The organism is Parafannyhessea umbonata, from assembly GCF_900105025.1.
In the GTDB taxonomy this organism is placed as follows: domain Bacteria; phylum Actinomycetota; class Coriobacteriia; order Coriobacteriales; family Atopobiaceae; genus Parafannyhessea; species Parafannyhessea umbonata.
This window is the reverse complement of record NZ_LT629759.1, coordinates 1313415-1332168: the sequence shown is the minus strand read 5'-3', so window position 1 is coordinate 1332168 and position 18754 is coordinate 1313415. Positions and strand designations below refer to the sequence as shown.

The 18754-nt window shown below is 71.7% G+C and carries 16 protein-coding genes and 1 tRNA gene; all 17 read left to right on the top strand.

Features of this window, described 5'->3' with window-relative positions; genetic code table 11:
• Positions 1–26 precede the first annotated feature (26 nt).
• The 17 genes from BLT96_RS06040 to BLT96_RS10880 all read left to right on the top strand — a co-directional run bounded on the left by BLT96_RS06040 (position 27) and on the right by BLT96_RS10880 (position 18738).
• Positions 27–1292: a cysteine desulfurase family protein gene (locus BLT96_RS06040; RefSeq protein WP_245719234.1), complete on the top strand. Its 1266-nt coding sequence runs from the start codon at positions 27–29 to the stop codon at positions 1290–1292.
• Positions 1285–2559, top strand: a complete 1275-nt coding sequence (mnmA, locus tag BLT96_RS06035) for a tRNA 2-thiouridine(34) synthase MnmA (RefSeq protein ID WP_090862578.1) — start codon at positions 1285–1287, stop codon at positions 2557–2559. Before BLT96_RS06040 ends, mnmA begins: the two co-directional genes overlap by 8 nt.
• Before the next feature lie 156 nt (positions 2560–2715).
• Positions 2716–2790 (top strand) — tRNA-Val (locus tag BLT96_RS06030).
• 420 nt (positions 2791–3210) lie between these two features.
• Positions 3211–3501: a helix-turn-helix domain-containing protein gene (locus tag BLT96_RS06025; RefSeq protein WP_157692177.1), complete on the top strand. Its 291-nt coding sequence runs from the start codon at positions 3211–3213 to the stop codon at positions 3499–3501.
• A 161-nt stretch (positions 3502–3662) separates the two neighbouring features.
• Positions 3663–4316: a hypothetical protein gene (locus BLT96_RS06020; RefSeq protein ID WP_090862574.1), complete on the top strand. Its 654-nt coding sequence runs from the start codon at positions 3663–3665 to the stop codon at positions 4314–4316.
• A gap of 131 nt (positions 4317–4447) precedes the next feature.
• Positions 4448–5299 (top strand): ATP-binding protein, encoded by an 852-nt coding sequence (locus BLT96_RS06015; RefSeq protein WP_090862573.1) that lies wholly within the window; start codon positions 4448–4450, stop codon positions 5297–5299.
• 168 nt (positions 5300–5467) lie between these two features.
• On the top strand, positions 5468–6169 hold the full coding sequence (locus BLT96_RS06010; protein WP_090862571.1) for a hypothetical protein: 702 nt from the start codon (positions 5468–5470) through the stop codon (positions 6167–6169).
• Positions 6166–7980: a VirD4-like conjugal transfer protein, CD1115 family gene (locus BLT96_RS06005; protein ID WP_172824992.1), complete on the top strand. Its 1815-nt coding sequence runs from the start codon at positions 6166–6168 to the stop codon at positions 7978–7980. The genes BLT96_RS06010 and BLT96_RS06005 overlap by 4 nt, the downstream gene beginning before the upstream one ends.
• An 89-nt stretch (positions 7981–8069) precedes the next feature.
• Positions 8070–8288, top strand: coding sequence for a hypothetical protein (locus BLT96_RS06000; RefSeq protein WP_059053491.1), 219 nt, complete (start codon positions 8070–8072; stop codon positions 8286–8288).
• 10 nt (positions 8289–8298) lie between these two features.
• Positions 8299–8715: a PrgI family protein gene (locus BLT96_RS05995; RefSeq protein WP_090862568.1), complete on the top strand. Its 417-nt coding sequence runs from the start codon at positions 8299–8301 to the stop codon at positions 8713–8715.
• Positions 8690–11176: a VirB4-like conjugal transfer ATPase, CD1110 family gene (locus tag BLT96_RS05990; RefSeq protein ID WP_197674329.1), complete on the top strand. Its 2487-nt coding sequence runs from the start codon at positions 8690–8692 to the stop codon at positions 11174–11176. The genes BLT96_RS05995 and BLT96_RS05990 overlap by 26 nt, the downstream gene beginning before the upstream one ends.
• Positions 11173–12906 carry an NlpC/P60 family protein gene (locus BLT96_RS05985; RefSeq protein ID WP_090862565.1) on the top strand — a complete coding sequence of 578 codons (1734 nt, stop codon included), beginning with the start codon at positions 11173–11175 and terminating at the stop codon, positions 12904–12906. Before BLT96_RS05990 ends, BLT96_RS05985 begins: the two co-directional genes overlap by 4 nt.
• Before the next feature lie 14 nt (positions 12907–12920).
• Complete coding sequence (locus BLT96_RS05980) at positions 12921–13664, top strand: hypothetical protein (protein WP_090862562.1); 744 nt, start codon at positions 12921–12923, stop codon at positions 13662–13664.
• Between the two features lie 2 nt (positions 13665–13666).
• Entirely contained in the window at positions 13667–14656 is a 990-nt protein-coding gene (locus tag BLT96_RS05975; RefSeq protein WP_059053502.1) for a VirB6/TrbL-like conjugal transfer protein, CD1112 family, read from the top strand.
• A gap of 53 nt (positions 14657–14709) precedes the next feature.
• The gene (locus BLT96_RS05970) at positions 14710–15216 is read left to right on the top strand and encodes a DNA gyrase (RefSeq protein WP_197674328.1); all 507 of its coding nucleotides are present in this window, start codon (positions 14710–14712) and stop codon (positions 15214–15216) included.
• Positions 15204–18623 carry a VaFE repeat-containing surface-anchored protein gene (locus BLT96_RS05965; RefSeq protein WP_090862559.1) on the top strand — a complete coding sequence of 1140 codons (3420 nt, stop codon included), beginning with the start codon at positions 15204–15206 and terminating at the stop codon, positions 18621–18623. The genes BLT96_RS05970 and BLT96_RS05965 overlap by 13 nt, the downstream gene beginning before the upstream one ends.
• On the top strand, positions 18616–18738 hold the full coding sequence (locus BLT96_RS10880) for a hypothetical protein (RefSeq protein ID WP_268233791.1): 123 nt from the start codon (positions 18616–18618) through the stop codon (positions 18736–18738). The genes BLT96_RS05965 and BLT96_RS10880 overlap by 8 nt, the downstream gene beginning before the upstream one ends.
• Positions 18739–18754: the final 16 nt, after the last annotated feature.

Here is an 18754-nt window from a genome sequence, read left to right as displayed (position 1 = left end):
CACGCACAGGGCATCTGCAACGGCAGGTGTCCTTTTCGTTTAAGCATCGTCCTCAGGAGGCGGTCACAACGCAAACGCCCACGCACTTCTCGCCCGCGCCGTCCACGCACCCGGCGCCGCGCCGCGACGTCTACCTGGACTTTGCCGCGGCCACGCCCATGGCGCCCGAGGCCGTGGCGGCCATGCTGCCGTACCTGTCCGAGCGCTTCCAGAACCCATCGGCCCCGTACGCCGCCGCACGCGCGGTCGGTGTGGACCTTGAGGACGCCCGCGCCCGCCTGGCGCACGTGCTGGGCGCACGGCCCGCAAACGTCACGCTCACCGCCGGTGCCACAGAGGCGAACAACCTCGCGATCGCCGCGGTATCGGGCCAGGTGCTCGTGGCCGCGACGGAGCACCAGAGCGTGCTCGAGGCGGCCGCCGCGCGCGACCACGCCACCATTCCCGTGGGGCCGGACGGCCGCGTGGACCCGGCGGACGTGGCTCGCGCTATCGGGCCTGCGACGGAGCTCGTGTCCGTGTCGCTTGCCAACGGCGAGGTGGGCGCCATCCAGCCCATCCGCAAGATCGCGGCCGTCGTGGCGGCGGAGCGCGCACGCCGCCTCGCCGGGCGAGAAGGGCGTCCGATCCTGCTCCACACGGACGCCTCGCAGGCGGCCGGCTACTGCTCCGTGAACGTGTCGTCCTTGGGGGCGGACCTCGTGACGGTGTCCGCGGCCAAGGTGTACGGCCCGAAGCAGGTGGGCCTCTTGTACGCGGCCGACGGCGTGCGCCTGCGCCCGCTCGTGCGCGGCGGCGGGCAGGAGGGCGGCGTTCGCTCCGGCACGCAGAACGTGGCCGGCGTGATGGCGTTCGCCTGCGCACTCGAGCTTGCGGAGCGCCTGCGCCCCCGGGAGTGCCGTCGCCTCGCCACGCTGCGCGACGCTCTGCAGGCGCGCCTGGTGCGCGAGTTCCCGTGGTGCGTGGTCGCGGGCCCGCGCAAGGCCGCGAACCGCCTGCCCGGCCTGCTGCACGTGAGCTTCCCGGGGCTCGAGGCGCGCCGCCTCGTGATCCTGCTGGAGCGCGAGGGCGTGAGCGTGGGCACGGGCTCCGCGTGCGCCGCCAGCAAGATGCGCGTGAGCCACGTGCTTTCGGCCATGGGCGTGCCGGAGCGCGTCGCGGCGGGCTCGCTCAGGATCACGCTCGGCCGGCCCACCACGGAGGGGGACGTGGACTATGCGGCGGACGCCATCTGCCGCGTCGTCCGCGCGGAGGCGGCCCGCATGGGCCTTGGGGAGGTTCGCGATGCCTAACAGCACGTATAGCGGCGCGCCCGCCGCACCCGGACGCGGCCAGACCGTCTACCTCGGCATGAGCGGCGGCGTGGACTCCGCGCTCGCCGCGGCGCTCCTGCAAGAGCAGGGCTATCGCGTGCATGCCGTCTACATGCGCAACTGGTCTCGCGACCTGCCCGGCTTCAAGTGCACGTGGGCGGACGACCTCGCGGACGCGGAGCGCGTCGCCGTCACGCTGGGGATCGACCTCGACGTGTGGGATTGCGAGGCGGAGTATAAGTCCACCGTGGTCGACTACCTGGTTGACGCCTACGCCCACGGCCTCACGCCCAACCCGGACGTCATGTGCAACCAGACCGTCAAGTTTGGCACGTTCGCGCGCCGCGCGTTTTTGGAGGGTGCGGACTTCGTCGCGACGGGCCACTACGCGCGCGTCACGCGCGAGCCCGCTGCGGCCCCCGGCATGCCTGCGCGCACGCACCTGCTCCGCGCCGCGGACGAGCACAAGGACCAGACGTACTTCCTGTGGCGCGTGGGCGAGGCGACACTCGCGCGCACGCTGTTCCCCATAGGCGACATCCCCACAAAGGCGCAGGTCCGCCGCATGTGCGCGGAGCGCGGCCTCGGCGTGGAGGCAAAGCCGGACTCGGACGGCATCTGCTTCATCGGCCCCGTCGGCATCCGCAACTTCCTGCTGAGCACGCTCGAGCGCCGCGCCGGCGACATCGTGGAGTGGGAGACCGGCCGCGTCATCGGCGGCCACGACGGCGCCTTCCTCTTCACGGTCGGCCAGCGCAAGGGCCTTGGCATCGGCGGCGGCCCCAAGCGCTACGTCGTCGCCACGGACGTCGACACCAACACGGTCTACGCCACGGCGGACCCCGCCTGCCCCGCGCTCTGGACGCGTCGCGTCCTGCTCACGGACGTCCGATGGATTCACGGCGAGCCCCCGGCGCCCGGCGACTACCTCGTGCGCAGCCGCCATACCGGAGACCTCCGCCCCGCGCACGTCACGCTCTTCTCGCCCGCGCCGCCCCAACAGGCCCTTGCAGGGGAGAAGAACGCCGCAGGCGAGAAGAGTGCCGCAGGCGAGAAGGGCAGCGCCTCGGTGCTTGTGGAGTATGCGGAGCCCGTCCGCACCGTCGCCCCGGGGCAGAGCGCCGTCATCTACGACGGGCTCGAGTGCCTGGGCGGGGGCATCATCGCACGTCCGGAGCTGCGCCCGCCGAGGTCGGGCGTGCCGGGGGAGCTGACGCTTCCCGTGGCTGGAGGGCAGGGGCTGTAATAGAGGCGCCCGGTGCCGGCCGGTCGTAGGCCGGTCGCCGGCGCTCGCCGGCCGCAACGCAATTTCAAGATTTCTCAAATTGGTGGTTGCGTCGGCGGGTCCGTTCCTCTATAGTAACTAACGCACTGAGCGACCCCAGCCAGTGCGCAAACATTCGGGCGTTTAGCTCAGGGGGAGAGCGCTTCCCTGACACGGAAGAGGTCAGAAGTTCAAATCTTCTAACGCCCACCATAAACTCGCAGGCCAGAGGCTATGTCCTCTGGCCTGTTTTCGTTTGGTGCACGCAAGAGTGCACGCGTAGTGCACGCAACCCATTCAGGACGCTTCCGCAGCATGCCGTTTCATCTGCGTGTCAGAATTTTCCTTATACATTTTGAACTCTCCATTATGCAGACACAACTTTCACTCCCCCGAAGCCGGTTCGTGCAGGCATCGGCCTTCCAAAACCCCTCGCCCAGCCATCCGTAGCTGTGTCGATTTTCTGGTCGGGAACCCACGGGAAGCCCGTGGAAGTCAGGCGTTCGCGCGAGGTCAGCACTGACGAAAGTGCCAGTCATATACATGTGTCGTCGCCACTCGCGGCGACGCGCACGACTGGCACATGGTGGCACACGATGTCACCCGAGACGGGAACATTTGGGAGGGATTCGCATGGCTGCGGATCAGGCCGGGAGCCGAACGGACAACGGGCATCGGGGAGAATCCCCCGCAGTTCCGAGGAACGAGGAGGACCTCGAGAGGATCGCCCGCATCTGCGCGGCGGGTGCCGATGGCGACATCTGGATGGACACGCGTTCGGTCGAGCTCTACCTGGGGATCTCCAGGCGCACCCTGTACCGGCTCGTGAAGAACGGCGCCATACCCGTGAGCAGGGTCGGCAGGAGGATTCGCGTGAGCAAGCGCGCCCTCGACGTCGCCGTAGCGGCAGGTCTGGTCTGGTGACCCGCCGTGCCCCTGAAAGAACAAGGCAACGTCGCTCGTATAACGTTTTATGAGCAGCGGCCGGCAGGCCGGGCCCGCGTCTCCAACGGCCTGCCAGCAGGCCCCCACCACCGGCTTCGGACGCCGGTCGGAACCCAACGAGGCGAACGGGGGCGATTCCGATGAGTGGAAGAGGCGGCGAAGAGGAGAGGGTAATCTACGTCCTGCAGATGGTGCAGGACTACCCGACCATAGCGGACGTGGGAAAGCTGATGCACGTGAAGGTGACCACGGTCCGTGAGCTCGCCTTGAGGGACGTCGATCCGATACCCTTCAGGATCTTCGAGGACCAGCGCAGGAACCCCCTCGTCCACGCGGACGAGTTCAAGCTCTGGTGGGACAGGAACACGGTCCCCTACAAGGACTCCCCGCGGGGAGGAACGCGACGGTCTACAAGAGGTCCTCCCATGGCACGGGGCACTGACGGGAGGGCGCACGAGCGCGCCGTCGAGTACGTGCGGGTCTACCGGTTCATGACAGAGGGGATGGGCCTCCGAGGCTGTGAGCTGCTCGTCTACGCGAGGATCTTCGGCTTCTGCAGGCACGAGGGCGTCGAGTTCTACGAGAGCAAGAGGGGCACGGCACGCATGCTCGGCGTCAGCGAGCGACAGGTCCACCGGGCGGTCTCAGCGCTGGAGGCCAGGGGCCTCATCGTCGAGCTCGGCGAGCACGTGCTGCCCAACAAGCGGATCACAAAGAGGTACGGGCTCGTGGACAGCGCGGTCGAGCGGGCGGTCAGGGTCACGGAACGGAGGAACAGGTCCGTGGGAGGCTGAGCCACCCATGACGGCGTGGCATGGCGGGAGGCCCCACGCCCATGACGGGACGTCACGCCGCCAACCGGGCCCCCATGACATCGCGTCAGCGGCAGGGGTGACGCGGCGTCACCCGATAAGAGAGGAGGGACATGAAAGGAGAGACAGCAAAGGCGCCGGACCCCAGGCGCTCGCTCATCGGGCCGGCCCAGGCGAGGGAGCTGGGGCTCGGCCCCGAGCCGCCCGCCGCGCGCTGCCCGTTCTGCGGGAGGGCGCTCGAGGCGAGGGGCGTCGTCGTCGGCGAGAGGGTCGTGTGGGTCTCCAGGGAGCGCTGCTCGTGCAGCGGCGCGGCAGCCGCGGAGGAGGAGTCGCGCCGCGCGGAGGGCGAGCGCCAGGCGCAGGACCGCGAGGCCCGCCTCGCACGGTGCGGGATAGGCCGCCGCTTCCGATCGGCGCTCCCCACGGACGAGGCGTGCGCGTCGTTCGCGATGGGGTACCGCCACGGCGCAGGCAACGGCCTCTACATCCACGGCGGGATCGGCGTGGGCAAGACGTACAACGCCGCCGGCATCGCGTCCGTGCTCCTCGACCGGGGGGAGACCGTCGCCTTCACGACCTCGGTCGGGCTCCTCGCGAGGATCAGGGACACCTTCGACGACGCCTCGCCGGCCCGCGCCGCCTCGGTGAAGGAGCGATACCTCTCGTGCGAGGTGCTCGTGCTCGACGACCTTGGGAAGGAGGCGCAGTCGCCCTGGACGGTCATGACGCTCTTCGAGCTGCTGAACGCGCGCTACGAGGGGATGCGGTCCACGGTCATCACCACCCAGTACACCATGGACGAGCTCGAGGCGCGGCTCGCGAGGCGGGGCGAGGCGGAGACCGCGAGGGCGATAGTCTCGCGGATCAGGCAGACGTGCGACGACGTGAGGCTCGGCGGTCCGGACAAGCGGCGCGCCGCCGCCACGCCCCCGCAGATGCGGAGAGTTTATGACGGGATACCCTAGGGAAGCCCAGGGAAGCCAGGCGCCCCGGCGGGCCGACACGCGCCGTCCCATCCCCTGTAGAAGGGTGTGGGGCGGCGTCGCCGCGGCGCCACACAGGACATGGCGGGGACTCGGCCGGGCGCGGCCGTCCCGGCGGCCCGCCCCTCACGCAAGGAACGGGGGGCGGGCATGGCGGACGACTACGGCGACGACTCGGGACAGAGGCTCTACGACATGATCGTCCGCGCCGGCACGGTCGCCGCGGAGCGCTCCGGGCTCTCCGCGCGCGACGGCGCCATGGGCGAGGCGGCCGCGAGGATCGAGGAGGCGCTCTCCGCGCTCAGGCGGCAGCTCGGCGACCAGGCGGCGCCGGGGCCCGCGAGGGAGGAGCCGCGCGATGGCGCGACGCCCAAGTACGCCCGCCTCGACGTCCGCGAGCTCAAGGCCATCGACGGATTCGAGGAGCTCAAGGGGATCATCCACTCCGACCTCGAGGCGCACGGCGTCGGCAACGGCTTCGTGGAGGGACGGGACGGCAGGACCGAGCTCGTCTTCAGGCTGGACGACGCGCCGAGGGTGGCCGAGTGCCTGGACCACCTCATCGAGGAGACCCATAGGGCCGCCGAGCGCGCGGAGCGCGACGCCCGTGCCCGCGACGACGGGGACCGCGACGAGAGGGGCCACGCCGACGAGGCGCGCGACGACGACCACACCGGCGAGACCCGCGGCGACGGGAAGGCCGTTGCCCGGAAGGACCGAGACGCGGAGCCCCTGGAGGACCGCGGCAGGCGCGCACGCGAGGCGTCGGAGGCCATGCGCGACGGGTCCGGCGCGCGCGACCGCGAGCGCGGGCGCGACCTAGCGCCCAGGCGCGAGGAGCGGTCAAAGTGAGCGCCGGCAAACCAAAGGGGACACTGGCCGCGGCCATCGGCTCCGCGGCCGCGTTCGACGCAGCCGACCTCCTCGCGGACCTCGCCGCCGCGTCCGGCGCGGACCCTGTCGGCGCCGTCGAGTCCGCCCTCGCCGGCCTTCCCGCGCACGCTCTCGCCCGGCACCTGCTGCCGGCGGCGGGACCCGCGCAGCTCGCCTGCGGCACTGTGGCGGCGTGCGCCGTGTGGGTCGCGTGGGCGCGCGCCCTCGCGCACTCCGGCAACTGGCGGCGCGGCGAGGAGGGCGGCAGCGCCCGCTGGGCGGACGCCCGCGAGATGCGCCCCTTCGCGGACCGCGCGCACCCCGACCACAACATCCTGCTCACGGAGGGCGTGTCCCTCGCGATGTCCCGGGACGACCACGACGCGCGCTACGAGCGCAACCGCAACGTGCTCGTGGTGGGCGGCTCCGGCTCGGGCAAGACGCGCGGCTACGTGCTCCCCAACATCATGCAGATGAACGCGTCCTACCTGGTCACCGACCCCAAGGGCACGCTCGAGCCCACCTGCGGGGCGATGCTGCGCGCCCACGGCTACCGCGTGGCGTGGCTCAACACCGTGGACTTCTCGCGCTCGAGCCACTACAACCCGCTCGCCTACGTGCGCACCCAGCAGGACGTGCTCGAGTTCGTCGACTGCCTCATAGAGAACACGAACGGCGAGAGGACGAGCTCGGCTGACCCCTTCTGGGAGAACGCCGAGCGGCTCCTGTACACCGCGCTCGTGGGGTACCTCGTCGAGCACTGCCCCGAGGCGGACCGCAACCTGCCGGGGCTCATGACGCTGCTGTCGCTCGCGGAGGCGAGGGACGAGGACGAGTCGTTCATGAGCCCGCTCGACGTGCTCTTCGAGGAGCTGCGCACCGGCTGCACGTGCGTGCCCGTGCGCGAGGCCGCCTCGGGCGACGGCAGGTCGGTCACGCGCGGGCGCGGCCCGGGCGTGCGCTGGGTGCCCGTGACCGAGCCCGCCCCGGGCGACTTCTCGCTCTCGCGCTACCACGCGTTCAAGACGGCCGCGGGGAAGACCCTCAAGTCGATCATCATCAGCTGCAACGCCCGCCTGGGCAAGCTCGACTCCGCCGAGCTCCGCGAGGTCCTCTCGGACGACGACCTCGGGCTCGAGGGGATGGGCGACCCCGGCGCGCGCGTGGCGATCTTCGCGACGCCCTCCGAGACCAAGAGCACGTACAACTTCCTCTACGCGATCCTCGCGTGGCAGTGCGTGGGAAGGCTCTGCGACCGGGCGCTCGTGCGCTACGGGGGCTCGCTCCCGACGCCGGTGCACCTCGTGCTCGACGAGTTCTGCACCATCGGCAAGCTCCCCGACATCCAGACCACCATAGCCACCGTCCGGTCCAGGAACATCGGGATGACGCTCGTCGTGCAGTCGCTCTCGCAGCTCACCGCGCGCTACGGCGAGGACGCCGAGACCATCGCGGACTGCTGCGACACGACGCTCTTCCTCGGCGGCAAGTCCACCAAGACCAACAAGGCCATATCCGAGCAGGTGGGGCAGCAGACCGTCTCCACCCTCTCCAGCACCGAGAGCCGCGGGCCCTCGGGCGGCTCCTCCAGGAGCTACCAGCACGAGGCCCGAGACCTCATACAGGCGTCCGAGGTCGGCAGGATGGACCGCCGCATGGCGATCCTCCTCGTCTCGGGCTGCGACCCCGTGATGGACCGCAAGCTGAGCCCGGAGTCCCACCCCAGGGCGGGCGAGCTCTCGCGCGGCGCCCTCGCGGGCGGCGGGGAGGGGGCGGGACGGATGAAATGAGCCACGGCCGCGCGGGGACCCGGCGGCCGACCCGCGCCGCGACCGGGAAAGGCCGCCGCAATGCAGGGATCCGACACGGGAGGGGTGCGATGCTCTCCAACATCATCAGGCTCGTCTCGGGGTGCGTCACGTTCCTCGGGAGCTTCCTCATCGTCTGGGGCGCGGTCGCCCTGGGAATCGCGATCAGGGGGCCCGAGGCTGGCGGCTCGCAGATAGCGAGCGCCATCTCGACCATCGCGGGCGGCGCCATCGTCGTGGCCGCGGCGGTCTACTTCGGGATGATCGACACGTCCTGGCTCCCGGCCTAGGGGGCCGGCCATGCCGCTCTCGGTCGCCGTCCACAAGGACATAGGCGAGTACCAGGAGAAGGTCGTCGGCAAGCTCAGCCTGCGCACGCTGCTGTGCGTCGCGGGCGGGCTCGCCACGTCGGTCGCCGCGGCGGCCGCGTGCCAGCTCCTGCTGGGCATCGAGGCCGCGGACGCGAGCCTGCCCGTCATGTGCGCGTCGCTGCCGTTCTGGCTCGCCGGGTTCTGGCGGCCGCACGGCATGCGGGCGGAGCGGTTCCTGCCGCTCCTTTGGGAGCACGCGACGGGCGACGGCGTGCTGCTCTACAGGGGCCCGGAGGCCCACCGTCTCCCAGACGGGCCAATCGCAGTTAGGACGACGCGCCGCCACAGGCGCCGCGCCAGGAGGAGGGGGGCCGAGCTCCGTGAGCCGAGCAAGGAAGGAAGCTAGCGGCGAGGGAGAGGGGCGCGGGCCGAGGCTGAGGCTCGCCGGCAGGGGCAAGTCCGTCGGGCAGCGCATGCGCGAGCAGGACCGCGAGCTCGCCGACGCCACCGCCGAGCAGAGGCGCCGCCGCCACGCGGCGCGCGACGTCTACGACGCCATCGGGTTCGAGTCCATGTGGGCGGACGGGATCTGCGAGGTGGAGCGCGGGCTCTTCTCGCAGACCGTGGCCTTCTCGGACATCAGCTACCAGAGCGCCCGGAAGGAGGCCCAGGAGGCGGTCTTCTCCGCCTGGTGCCAGCTCCTGGACGGGTTCGGCGCCGACTCGTCGGTGCAGCTCTCCATCACCAACACGCCGATCCCCGCGGAGGAGATCGGCAGCCGATCGTTCTTCGACGAGTCCGACCCGGTGACGGGGCGCTTCGCCGCCGAGTACAACCGCATCCTCAACGACAAGATGCGCGAGGGCATCTCGAACCTCGTGCGCACGCGCCACCTCACCTACGCGGTCGGGGCGCGCGACGTGGAGTCGGCGGTGCCCCGCCTCGCGAGGATCCGCGGCGAGGTCACCCAGGCGCTCCAGCGCGTGAGGTGCGAGGTCGAGCCCCTGGACGGGCCGGCGCGCCTCGAGGCGATGGGCGCCCTCATAAGGCCGGGCCGCCGCATCCCGACGGACTGGTCGCTCCTCGCAGCGCACACGGGGCTCAGGGCGAAGGACCTGGTGTGCCCGGGCTGCATCGAGACCAAGCCCGGGGGCTCGGCCTCCAAGCTCCGCATCGACGGCACCTGGTGCCAGGCGCTCGTGTTCCGCTCGTTCGGCAGCGAGCTCATGGACCGCTGCATCGCCGAGATCGTGGACCTGCCGATCCCGCTCTCCGTCTCCATCCACGTGCAGGGCATGGACAAGGCGCGGGCGGTCTCCTTCGTGAAGCAGCGCCTCGCCTGGATGGACAAGGAGATCATCGACGAGCAGCGAGCCGCCGTGAAGCGCGGCTACGACTACACGATCCTGCCCTCGGAGCTGCGCTACTCCAAGGAGGAGGCGGAGGACCTCCTCGACGACCTGCAGAACAAGAACCAGCGGCTCTTCCGCTACACGGGGCTCGCATGGGCCTACGCCGACACGGAGGCCGAGCTCGACGAGCGCGTGCTCCAGATCACGCGCGCCGCGAGGTCGAACTCCATCGAGCTCGAGGCGCTCGACTACCGCCAGCGCGAGGGCATGAACTCGATCCTGCCCCTGGGCAACAACCACGTGGACGTGGGGCGCTTCATGACCACGGCGGAGATCGCCGTGCAGATGCCCTTCGCCACCCAGGAGCTCAACCAGGAGGGCGGCGGCTACTACGGGCAGAACAAGGAGAGCTCGAACCTCGTGATCTGCAACCGCAAGCGCCTCGCGAGCCCCATGGGCTACGTGGCGGGAAAGCCCGGCAGCGGAAAGTCCTTCTCGGTCAAGCGCGAGATCGAGAACACGATACTGGCGTACCCCGACGACCAGGTCATCGTCTTCGACCCGGCCGGCGAGTACTCCTCGGTCGTCGTGCCCAACGGCGGCACGTGCATCAGGCTCGGCCCGGACTCGGACGCCCACCTCAACCCGTTCGACCTCGCGGACGTGGAGGGCCACGCCACGGCCTCGCAGCGCGCCTTCAAGATAGACGCGTTCCTCGCGCTGTCCGGCGCGACCATGGCGGAGGGCCGGCAGGGCCTGCCCGAGGCGGACAAGTCCATCATCAGCCGCTGCGTCGAGGACGCCTACGAGCGCTGCGCCGCCGAGGGGAGGGTGCCGGTGCTCGCGGACCTCTACGAGGGCCTGCTCGCGCAGCCCGAGCCCGAGGCCAGGGGGATAGCGCTGCGCTACGAGCGCTACGTGCGCGGGGCCACCTCGTTCTTCAGCCACGAGAGCAACGTGGGGTTCGACGCGCGCATCACCTGCGTCGACCTGCGCGACCTCTCGCAGAACATGCGCACCTTCGGCATGCTCACGGCACTGGAGAGCGTGCGCAACCGCATGTACGCCAACTTCGAGCGCGGCGTCACGACCTGGCTCTACATCGACGAGGTGCAGTCGCTCTTCGAGCACCCCTCGATCGTGAGCTACTTCTCGAAGTTCTGGGCCGAGGGCCGCAAGTTCAACCTGATCTGCACGGGCATCACGCAGAACTCCGTCTACATGCTGGAGCACGAGGAGGCCCGCAACATGGTCCTCAACTCCGACTTCGTGCTGCTCCACAAGCAGTCGCCGCTCGACCGCAGGGCCTGGGCTGACCTGCTGGGGCTCTCGGAGCGCGAGGAGGGATACATCGACGAGTCCGCCAAGCCCGGCGAGGGCCTCCTCATCGCCGGCGCCGCCCGCGTGCCCATAAAGGACGACTTCCCGAGGGGCCAGCTCTACGACCTCTTCAACACGAAGCCCGACGAGGTCGCCGAGCTCAAGCGCGCCTCCGGCGGGAGGGGCGCCAGATGAGCGCCGACGCGAAGGACGCCGAGAGCCGCCTGGCATCCCAGGCCCCGGACCCGGCGTCCGTCGCCTTCGAGGGCAGGACCGACGCCGTGCGCGCGGGGATCGTGCGCGACGCGGACGCGGAGCCCACACGGGCCCTCGGGGGCAGGCGCGGGCCCCGGCGCGGGCGCGGCTCGAGCGCCCGCAGGCAGGCGGGGCGGGCCGCGGTACCCGTCGCCGCCGCAGGCCGGGACGCCTTCGGGGCCGACGCCGACGGCGACGACGACCTCGGGGACGACGCGCTCCGCCGCGTCGCACGCTCGGCGCGCGACCGCGCAGTCCGCAGGGCCCGCGAGGGCGGCACCGGCCACGACGCCGCAGGCACGGGAGGCGCGCAGGCGGAGGCGACGGAGAGCGAGGCGCCGCCCGACCCGGCGGCGCAAGGCCAAACCACTGCCCGGAACGGCGCCGCGTCGCCCGCCGCCGCCACGGAGGGGAGGCCGCCCGCGCCCGCCGCCACGCGGCGCGGCACCGCCACGGGGGCCGCGAGGGTCGCGCACGAGCCGCGCACGAGCGACTCGCTCGCGAGGCGCGGTCGCGGCAGGCGCCGCGTGGGCCTCCGCGAGTCCCGCGTGCGGCGCGCGATCTCCCGCGCCCACCGGACCGCCGCCCCCGCGGGCGTCGCGGCCCAGGGGGCGGCGGCCGCACCGCCCGCGCGCAGGGACGCCGCCGGCAAGGCCGCCGCCGCGTCCGGGGCGGCACTGCCGCTCGCCGGGGCCGTGGCCGGGATCCTCGCGGCCGTGCTGGCCGCGACCCTCGTCTCGCAGGCGCTGGGGTCCGTCTTCGGGTTCTGGGAGCACGAGGACGAGGCGCGCCGCTCGGTGGAGGGCCTGCCGCCCTACGTCACCTACTCGATGGTGCTCGCCGCGCTCGAGTGCCAGGACGAGTACGGGCACCCCGCGGGGTGCACGCTCGCGCAGATCATCGTCGAGTCCGGCGTCGGGGACCACCTATCCGGGCTCGCGACCCGCGACAACAACCTCTTCGGCATCAAGTGGGCGTCGAGCTTCGCCTCCTGCCCGGAGGTCACCGGGAAGGAGTCGTGGCAGACGAGCGAGGAGTACGGCGGCGCGAGCGTCACCGTCGCCGCCGCGTTCACGAGGTTCAGGTCCGCGGAGGACTGCATCAGGTTCCGCTCGCGCGTGCTCCTGCAGGCGGCCAACTACCGCGACAACGCCAAGATCCGGCAGGCCGTGGCGGCCCGCGACTCCGACCTCATGGCGGAGGGCCTCAAGGAGGCGGGCTACGCCACGTCGTCCTCCTACGTGGAGTCGCTCAAGTCCGCGATGGACGCCTACGGGCTCAGGAGGTTCGACTCCATGACGGCGGCGGACCTCCGGGCGGCCGGGACCGCGGGCACCGGGGGCGGCGCCATCGTCGCCGCGGCCCAGACGCAGATCGGCACGCCCTACGTCTGGGGAGGGACGACGCCCTACAGGGCGCTCGACTGCTCCGGCCTCACGCAGTGGTGCTACGCGCAGGCGGGGATCCGGATCCCGCGCAACTCGGAGGACCAGGCGGCCGCCGGCACGCGCGTGCCGCTCTCGCAGGCCCAGCCCGGCGACATCCTCTGGAAGCCGGGCCACGTCGGCATCTACATAGGCGGCGACTCGTACATACACGCGCCGAAGCCCGGCGACCACGTGCGCGTGGGCACGGGCATCGGCTACTTCACCTGCGCGATCAGGTACTAGGAGGGAGAGGGGACATGGAGAGACGGAAGAGGGCCGTGGCGATAGCGGCGGCGGGGGCCGTCGCCGTCCTCGTGGCGGCCTCACTGGTGCGGTGCTCGGCGGCAAGAAGCGCGTCGGCGACGGACGGCGGGACCTCCGGGGCGACCGCGACGCAGGCGGCGGCGACCGACGCCGCCGGGTCGGACGCGGGAGGGAGCGCCGACGAGACGGGCGAGGCGGGGTCGTGCGCGTCGGCGCTCGAGTCCCGCGAGTGGATGGGCGCCGACGACGCGTCCGAGCGCCTCACGGCGTCCGGCGGCAGGATCGTCGAGACAGACGGGACGAACACCTACACCTCGAGCTACCGCGTGACGGAGGACTCCGCGGGGAGCTGCGAGCTCTCGATCACCCGCGCGGACGGCACCGTGGTGCAGGCGACCGCCACCATCACGGGCGACGGGGACGACGCGAGGCTGCACTGCGAGCAGCTGCGGGTCGCCTTCGACTGGGTCCCGGCGCCGACCGACGGGGAGGTCCGCGTCACGGGCGTGGACGACGAGTACCTGTCGCTCGTGGGCGGGGACGAGACCGCGCTCGACGCCGCGGTCAGGCTCTGGGTCTCGATGCACGTGCCCGGCGCGTCGGAGGCCGCATTCGACGGCGAGGTCTTCCTCGACACGAACGAGGACCGCGTGACCGCGACCTTCACCTGCGACGACCCCGGCAGGACCGTCGTCTCGGTGGAGTGGTCCGGCGGCGCGTTCTCGGTGACGGGCTAGCCATGCGCGGAGCAAAGAGGGCGGGGGCCCTCCGGCTCGCCGCCGCCGCGGGGCTCGCGCTCGCCGTCGCGCTCCTCGTCCCGCACCCGGCCTTCGCCTCGATAGCCGACGACATCAACTCGTGGATGTGCGGGGTCCTGCGCGACACCTGCAACTGGATCTTCGCCGCCCAGGCGAGGGTGCTCGCGTCGATAGGGGTGGAGGGCGTGCTCTCCAAGCCCTTCTCGTCGATGCTCGGCACGGCGGGCGGAACGACGCTCGCCGAGATGGCGCGCGGCGCCTGGCAGGCGGCCGTCCTGCCCATCGGCTGCGGGGTCCTCTCCATGGTCTTCACGGCCCAGCTCGTGCACATCTCCCAGCGCATGGACGGCAACGCCTCCGTCCCGGCCATCAGGGAGGTCGTGTTCCTGCTCGTGTTCTTCGCCGTGAACCTCTTCCTCGTGCAGAACTCGTTCGAGCTCATGAGGGCCCTCTACGAGGTCGCGCGCCTCGCGATAACCCGCGTGACGGCGCTGTTCGGCACGGGCGGGGCCATGGACCTCTCGGCCGTCTCGATCGTGACCGAGGACGACGACGTGGCGGCGCTCCTCGCGATGGTCGTCGTCGCGCTCGTCAGCTGGCTCGTCGTGGTGGTCGCCTACGTGGTGGCCCTCGTCGTCACCTGGGCCAGGGCGATCCAGCTCTACGTGATGGCGGCGCTCAGCCCCATCCCGCTGGCGCTCCTGGGCCTGGACGAGACCAGGCAGATGGGGGTCGGCTACCTCAGGCAGTTCGCGTCCGTGTGCCTCGCGGGCCTCGTGATCACGCTGCTCCTCATAGCGTTCCCCGTCGTGCTCGGCGGGCTCAACGCGGCGAGCGCCGGCACCGGTACGCCCGTCGACTCGGTCGTGGGCGGGCTCAGCTACGCGCTCCAGTACCTCGCCATGTGCGTCCTGCTCGTGCTCTCGCTCGCGAAGAGCGGGGCATGGGCCAGGGACGCCCTCGGCGGGTAGCGAACAGGCTCCCAAAGGGCGGCCCGGGAGGGCCCGAAGGATAGGAGGAAGGAATGGAAGGAGAGAGGGACGGCCGGGTGGTGGTCACCCTGCACGAGAACTTCGTGCGGGAGCACATCCGCTACACGGACCGCAGGACCGGGGAGGAGCGCGAGTTCAACCAGGCCCGCGTCCCCTCCGGGACGGTCGTCGGGGGGACGGACTACGGCGGCTGGGAGTTCACGCCGCTGTCGGTGGGGCCGTCGGCCCTGCGCGGTGAGAGGTGGCGAGACCTGCCGCTCCCCGCGGACCGGCAGGTGCTCCTGCGCCGCTCGGTCCTCGACGCCGAGGGCAACCCCGTCCTCGGCGAGGACGGGAGGCGCGTGCGCGAGAGCGCGCGGGTCGACCCCGCCGAGCTCAGGGACGCGATCGTGGAGGGCCGTCGCCGCTGGGCGCGCGAGCACTCGCAGGGGCGGGCCCTGGGGACGCGCGCGAGCGAGGCGCGGGAGGGCTCGCGCGGCATCGCGGGGGACGCAAGACAGGCACGCGAGCAGGGAGGACGCGGGCAATGGGACGAGTGAGAAAGAGGGCGAGGGGAACGATCGCGCGGAGGGTGGTCGCGGCCATCGCATCGGCCGCGCTCGTGCTCAGCCAGGCCCTGGGCGCGCTGGCGCCCGCGGTGGCGTACGCCTCGACCGGGACCATGAGGGTGACGACGGAGACCAACGGCGGCGAGGGCTTCCTCTCGTTCGGGAGCGACTCCGGCAGCCAGCTCTTCTGCATCAGCCCCGAGGCGCACAACCCCACGGGGACCACGTTCACCAGGTGGGACTACACGGGCGAGGCCACGGGCATCCTGCCCGACCCGCACGCGCTGGCGTACCTCGTCCACATCATGGCGCCGGGCAACCCGCTCGGCCTCGAGAGGCCCGACCAGGCGATCAACGTGGCCGTGTGGATGCTCTGCGGCATGGACGTGGACCTCTCCAGCGGCGCCTACAGCGTCGGGAGGATGTCGGGCAACGTCTACAGCGGCGCCGGCGGCAGGGCGAGCCGCGCCGACGCGGGCAAGATCCAGGCGGCGGTCGCCGACGCACGCGCCCACGCGGGCAAGGCGGGCGCCTGGGACCGCGCGAGCAAGGTCTGGTACTCGCCGAACGGCACGGTCCAGAGCGTCGTAGAGGTGCTCCCCACGGGCGGCGTCGAGCTCACCAAGTCGTCCGCGAACCACGAGGTGTCCGACGCCAACGGCAGCTACTCGCTCGAGGGCGCGACCTACACCGTCTACTCCGACGAGGCCTGCACCCAGGCGGTCGCGACGATCGTCACCGACGCGAGCGGGCACGGCTCCGCCCAGGGGCTGCGCGCCGGGAGCTACTGGGCGAGGGAGACCAAGCCCGCGAGGAACTACGCGCTCTCGACCGACGTGATCCCCCTCACGGTGGAGGCGGGGAGGACCACCAAGGCCACGGCGACCGACGCCCCCCAGGTGAACCCGCTGGGGATCGTGCTCGCGAAGGCCGACGCGGAGACGGGCAAGGCGTCCCCGCTGGGCGCCGCGACGCTCAAGGGCGCCACCTTCGAGGTCCGCTACTACGACGGGCAGTACGACGAGGGGAGCCTCCCCGCGAAGGCCACCCGCATCTGGACAGTCACCACGGGCGAGGACGGCACCGCCGACCTCGGGTCCGCCACGGGCGACGCGCTCTACCGAGACTCCAGGGGCGAGGCCTGCGTGCCGGTGGGAACGGTCGCCATCACCGAGACCTCCGCCCCCAACGGATACCTGGGGGACGACGCCACCCACGTCGTCCACGTGACCGGCGAGGGCACCGCCGAGACCGTCTCCACCTACGCCACCCCCACGGTCGCCGAGCAGGTCAGGCGCGGCGACATCGAGCTCGTGAAGGCCGAGTCCGGCAGCATGGCGCGCCTCGCGGGCGTGCCGTTCCGGATCACCTCCGCCACCACGGGCGAGTCCCACATCATCGTGACCGACGAGAACGGCCAGGCCAGCACCTCGTCGTCCTGGGCCGCCCACACCACGCGCACGAACGCCAACGACTCGGCGGGCGAGGGGACCTGGGACGCCTCCGCGGGCGTGTGGTTCAGCGGCACCGCGGACTCCCAGACCGCCCCGGACGACTCCAAGGGCGCCCTGCCCTACGACACGTACCTCGTCGAGGAGCTCCCGTGCGCCGCGAACCAGGGGCTCCGCCTCGTGAGCATGACCGCGCGGGTCACGCGCGACGCCACCACCGTGAACCTCGGAACAGTAGATGACGACCAGGGGCCGCGCATCGCCACGACCCTCACCGGCGAGGGCGGCGAGCACCTGGCCGAGGCCGCCGAGCGCGTCGAGCTCACCGACGAGGTCGAGTACGAGAACCTCGTGCCAGGGAAGGAGTACGAGCTCGCGGGAACCCTCATGGACCGCGAGACCGGCAAGGCCGTGACCGGCGCGGACGGCAAGGCCGTCACCGCCACGGCGAAGCTGGCCCCCAAGCTCTCCACGGGCAAGGCCAAGGTCACCTTCGAGTTCGACGCGACCGGGCTCTCCGGCCACTCCGTCGTGGCGTTCGAGGAGCTCAGCCAGGGCGGGAAGGTGGTTGCCACGCACGCAGACATCGACGATGAGGGGCAGACGGTCCTGTTCCCCAAGATCGGCACCACCGCGACGGACGCCGAGGACGGCTCCCACGACGCGGCGGCAGACGACGACGTGACCATCACGGACACCGTCGAGTACGAGAGCCTCGTGCCCGGGAAGGAGTACACCCTCACCGGCACCCTCATGGACCGCGAGACCGGCGAGGCCGTCACGGACGCGAAGGGCGAGAAGGTCACCGCAACCACGAAGCTCACACCCGAGGAGGCAAGCGGAAAGGCGACAGTCACGTTCAGGTTCGACGGCTCCGACCTCGCGGGCCGCACGGTCGTCGCCTTCGAGGAGCTCTCGCGCCACGGCCACGAGTACGCCACGCACGCCGACCTCTCGGACGAGGGGCAGAGCGTGGCGTTCCCCCAGGTCACGACGTCGGCGAGGGATGCGGCGGACGGCGACAAGGTGATAGACGCGGCTCCCGGCCAACGCGTCGCCGACACCGTCTCCTACTCCAACGTCACCCCCGGGACCGAGTACAGGGTCAGGGGACGCCTGCTCGACGCCGAGACGGGCAAGGAGCTCGCCACGGCGGAGACGACCGTCACCCCCGAGTCCTCCGAGGGCACCGTCGAGGTCGCCTTCGACGTGGACGGCACCGGGCTCGAGGGGAGGAGGCTCGTCTGCACGGAGGAGCTCTCCCGCGCGGGCAAGGTCGTCGCCACCCACGCCAATCTGAAGGACGAGGGGCAGACGGTGAGCCTGCCCGGCATCCACACCACGGCGACCGACGCGGCGGACGGCGACCACGAGGCCACGGCCGCGGACAAGGTCGCCATCACGGACAGGGTCGAGTGGTCCGGGCTCGTCAAGGGCCGCGAGTACACGGTCACGGGCACGCTCATGGACAAGTCCACGGGCGAGAGGGTCAAGGGAAGCGACGGCAGCCCCGTCACCGCCAGCGCCACCTTCACCGCGGACGCCGAGTCCGGCAGCACCGACGTCACGTTCGAGTTCGACGGCAGCGCGCTCGCAGGGCACGACGTGGTTGCCTTCGAGACCATCGCCCACGATGGGAAGACCGTCGCCACCCACGCCGACCTCGAGGACGAGGGGCAGACGGTGAGCATCACCGAGGCCCCGCCCGAGACCCCCAAGGAGGAGAAGGCCACCAAGGGCGGTGGCCAGCTTCCCAAGACGGGCGACGCCGGCGCGCCCCTGGCGACGATCGCCGGCCTCTGCTCCGCCGCGGGGCTCTCCCTCGCGGGCGCACGCGCGCTCAGGCGCCGCGGACGCCGCGACGCGGACGGGGACGCCGGGATCGAGATCCGCCGAGGGCCCGCGACGGGGCCGGACCCGCTCGGTGGAGGCGACGGCGATGAGTAACCCGTTCGTCCCGCTCATCTGGTTCTTCGCGGGGATGGCCGCCGCGGGGACGGCCCTCATGGCGCTCGCGCTGTGCAGGGCGGCATCCGCAGGCGACGGCACCGACGGGGCATAGGCGAGACGCGCAGGGC

Bases quoted from the DNA above. Each gene is read 5' to 3' on its own strand.
- BLT96_RS05980 (WP_090862562.1), top strand. From the start codon at position 12,921: ATGGAGAGACGGAAGAGGGCCGTGGCGATAGCGGCGGCGGGGGCCGTC.
- BLT96_RS06015 (WP_090862573.1), top strand. From the start codon at position 4,448: ATGAAAGGAGAGACAGCAAAGGCGCCGGACCCCAGGCGCTCGCTCATC.
- BLT96_RS05970 (WP_197674328.1), top strand. From the start codon at position 14,710: ATGGAAGGAGAGAGGGACGGCCGGGTGGTGGTCACCCTGCACGAGAAC.
- BLT96_RS06010 (WP_090862571.1), top strand. From the start codon at position 5,468: ATGGCGGACGACTACGGCGACGACTCGGGACAGAGGCTCTACGACATG.
- BLT96_RS05985 (WP_090862565.1), top strand. From the start codon at position 11,173: ATGAGCGCCGACGCGAAGGACGCCGAGAGCCGCCTGGCATCCCAGGCC.
- BLT96_RS06000 (WP_059053491.1), top strand. From the start codon at position 8,070: ATGCTCTCCAACATCATCAGGCTCGTCTCGGGGTGCGTCACGTTCCTC.
- BLT96_RS05965 (WP_090862559.1), top strand. From the start codon at position 15,204: ATGGGACGAGTGAGAAAGAGGGCGAGGGGAACGATCGCGCGGAGGGTG.
- BLT96_RS06020 (WP_090862574.1), top strand. From the start codon at position 3,663: ATGAGTGGAAGAGGCGGCGAAGAGGAGAGGGTAATCTACGTCCTGCAG.
- BLT96_RS06025 (WP_157692177.1), top strand. From the start codon at position 3,211: ATGGCTGCGGATCAGGCCGGGAGCCGAACGGACAACGGGCATCGGGGA.
- BLT96_RS05975 (WP_059053502.1), top strand. From the start codon at position 13,667: ATGCGCGGAGCAAAGAGGGCGGGGGCCCTCCGGCTCGCCGCCGCCGCG.
- BLT96_RS10880 (WP_268233791.1), top strand. From the start codon at position 18,616: ATGAGTAACCCGTTCGTCCCGCTCATCTGGTTCTTCGCGGGGATGGCC.
- mnmA (WP_090862578.1), top strand. From the start codon at position 1,285: ATGCCTAACAGCACGTATAGCGGCGCGCCCGCCGCACCCGGACGCGGC.
- BLT96_RS05995 (WP_090862568.1), top strand. From the start codon at position 8,299: ATGCCGCTCTCGGTCGCCGTCCACAAGGACATAGGCGAGTACCAGGAG.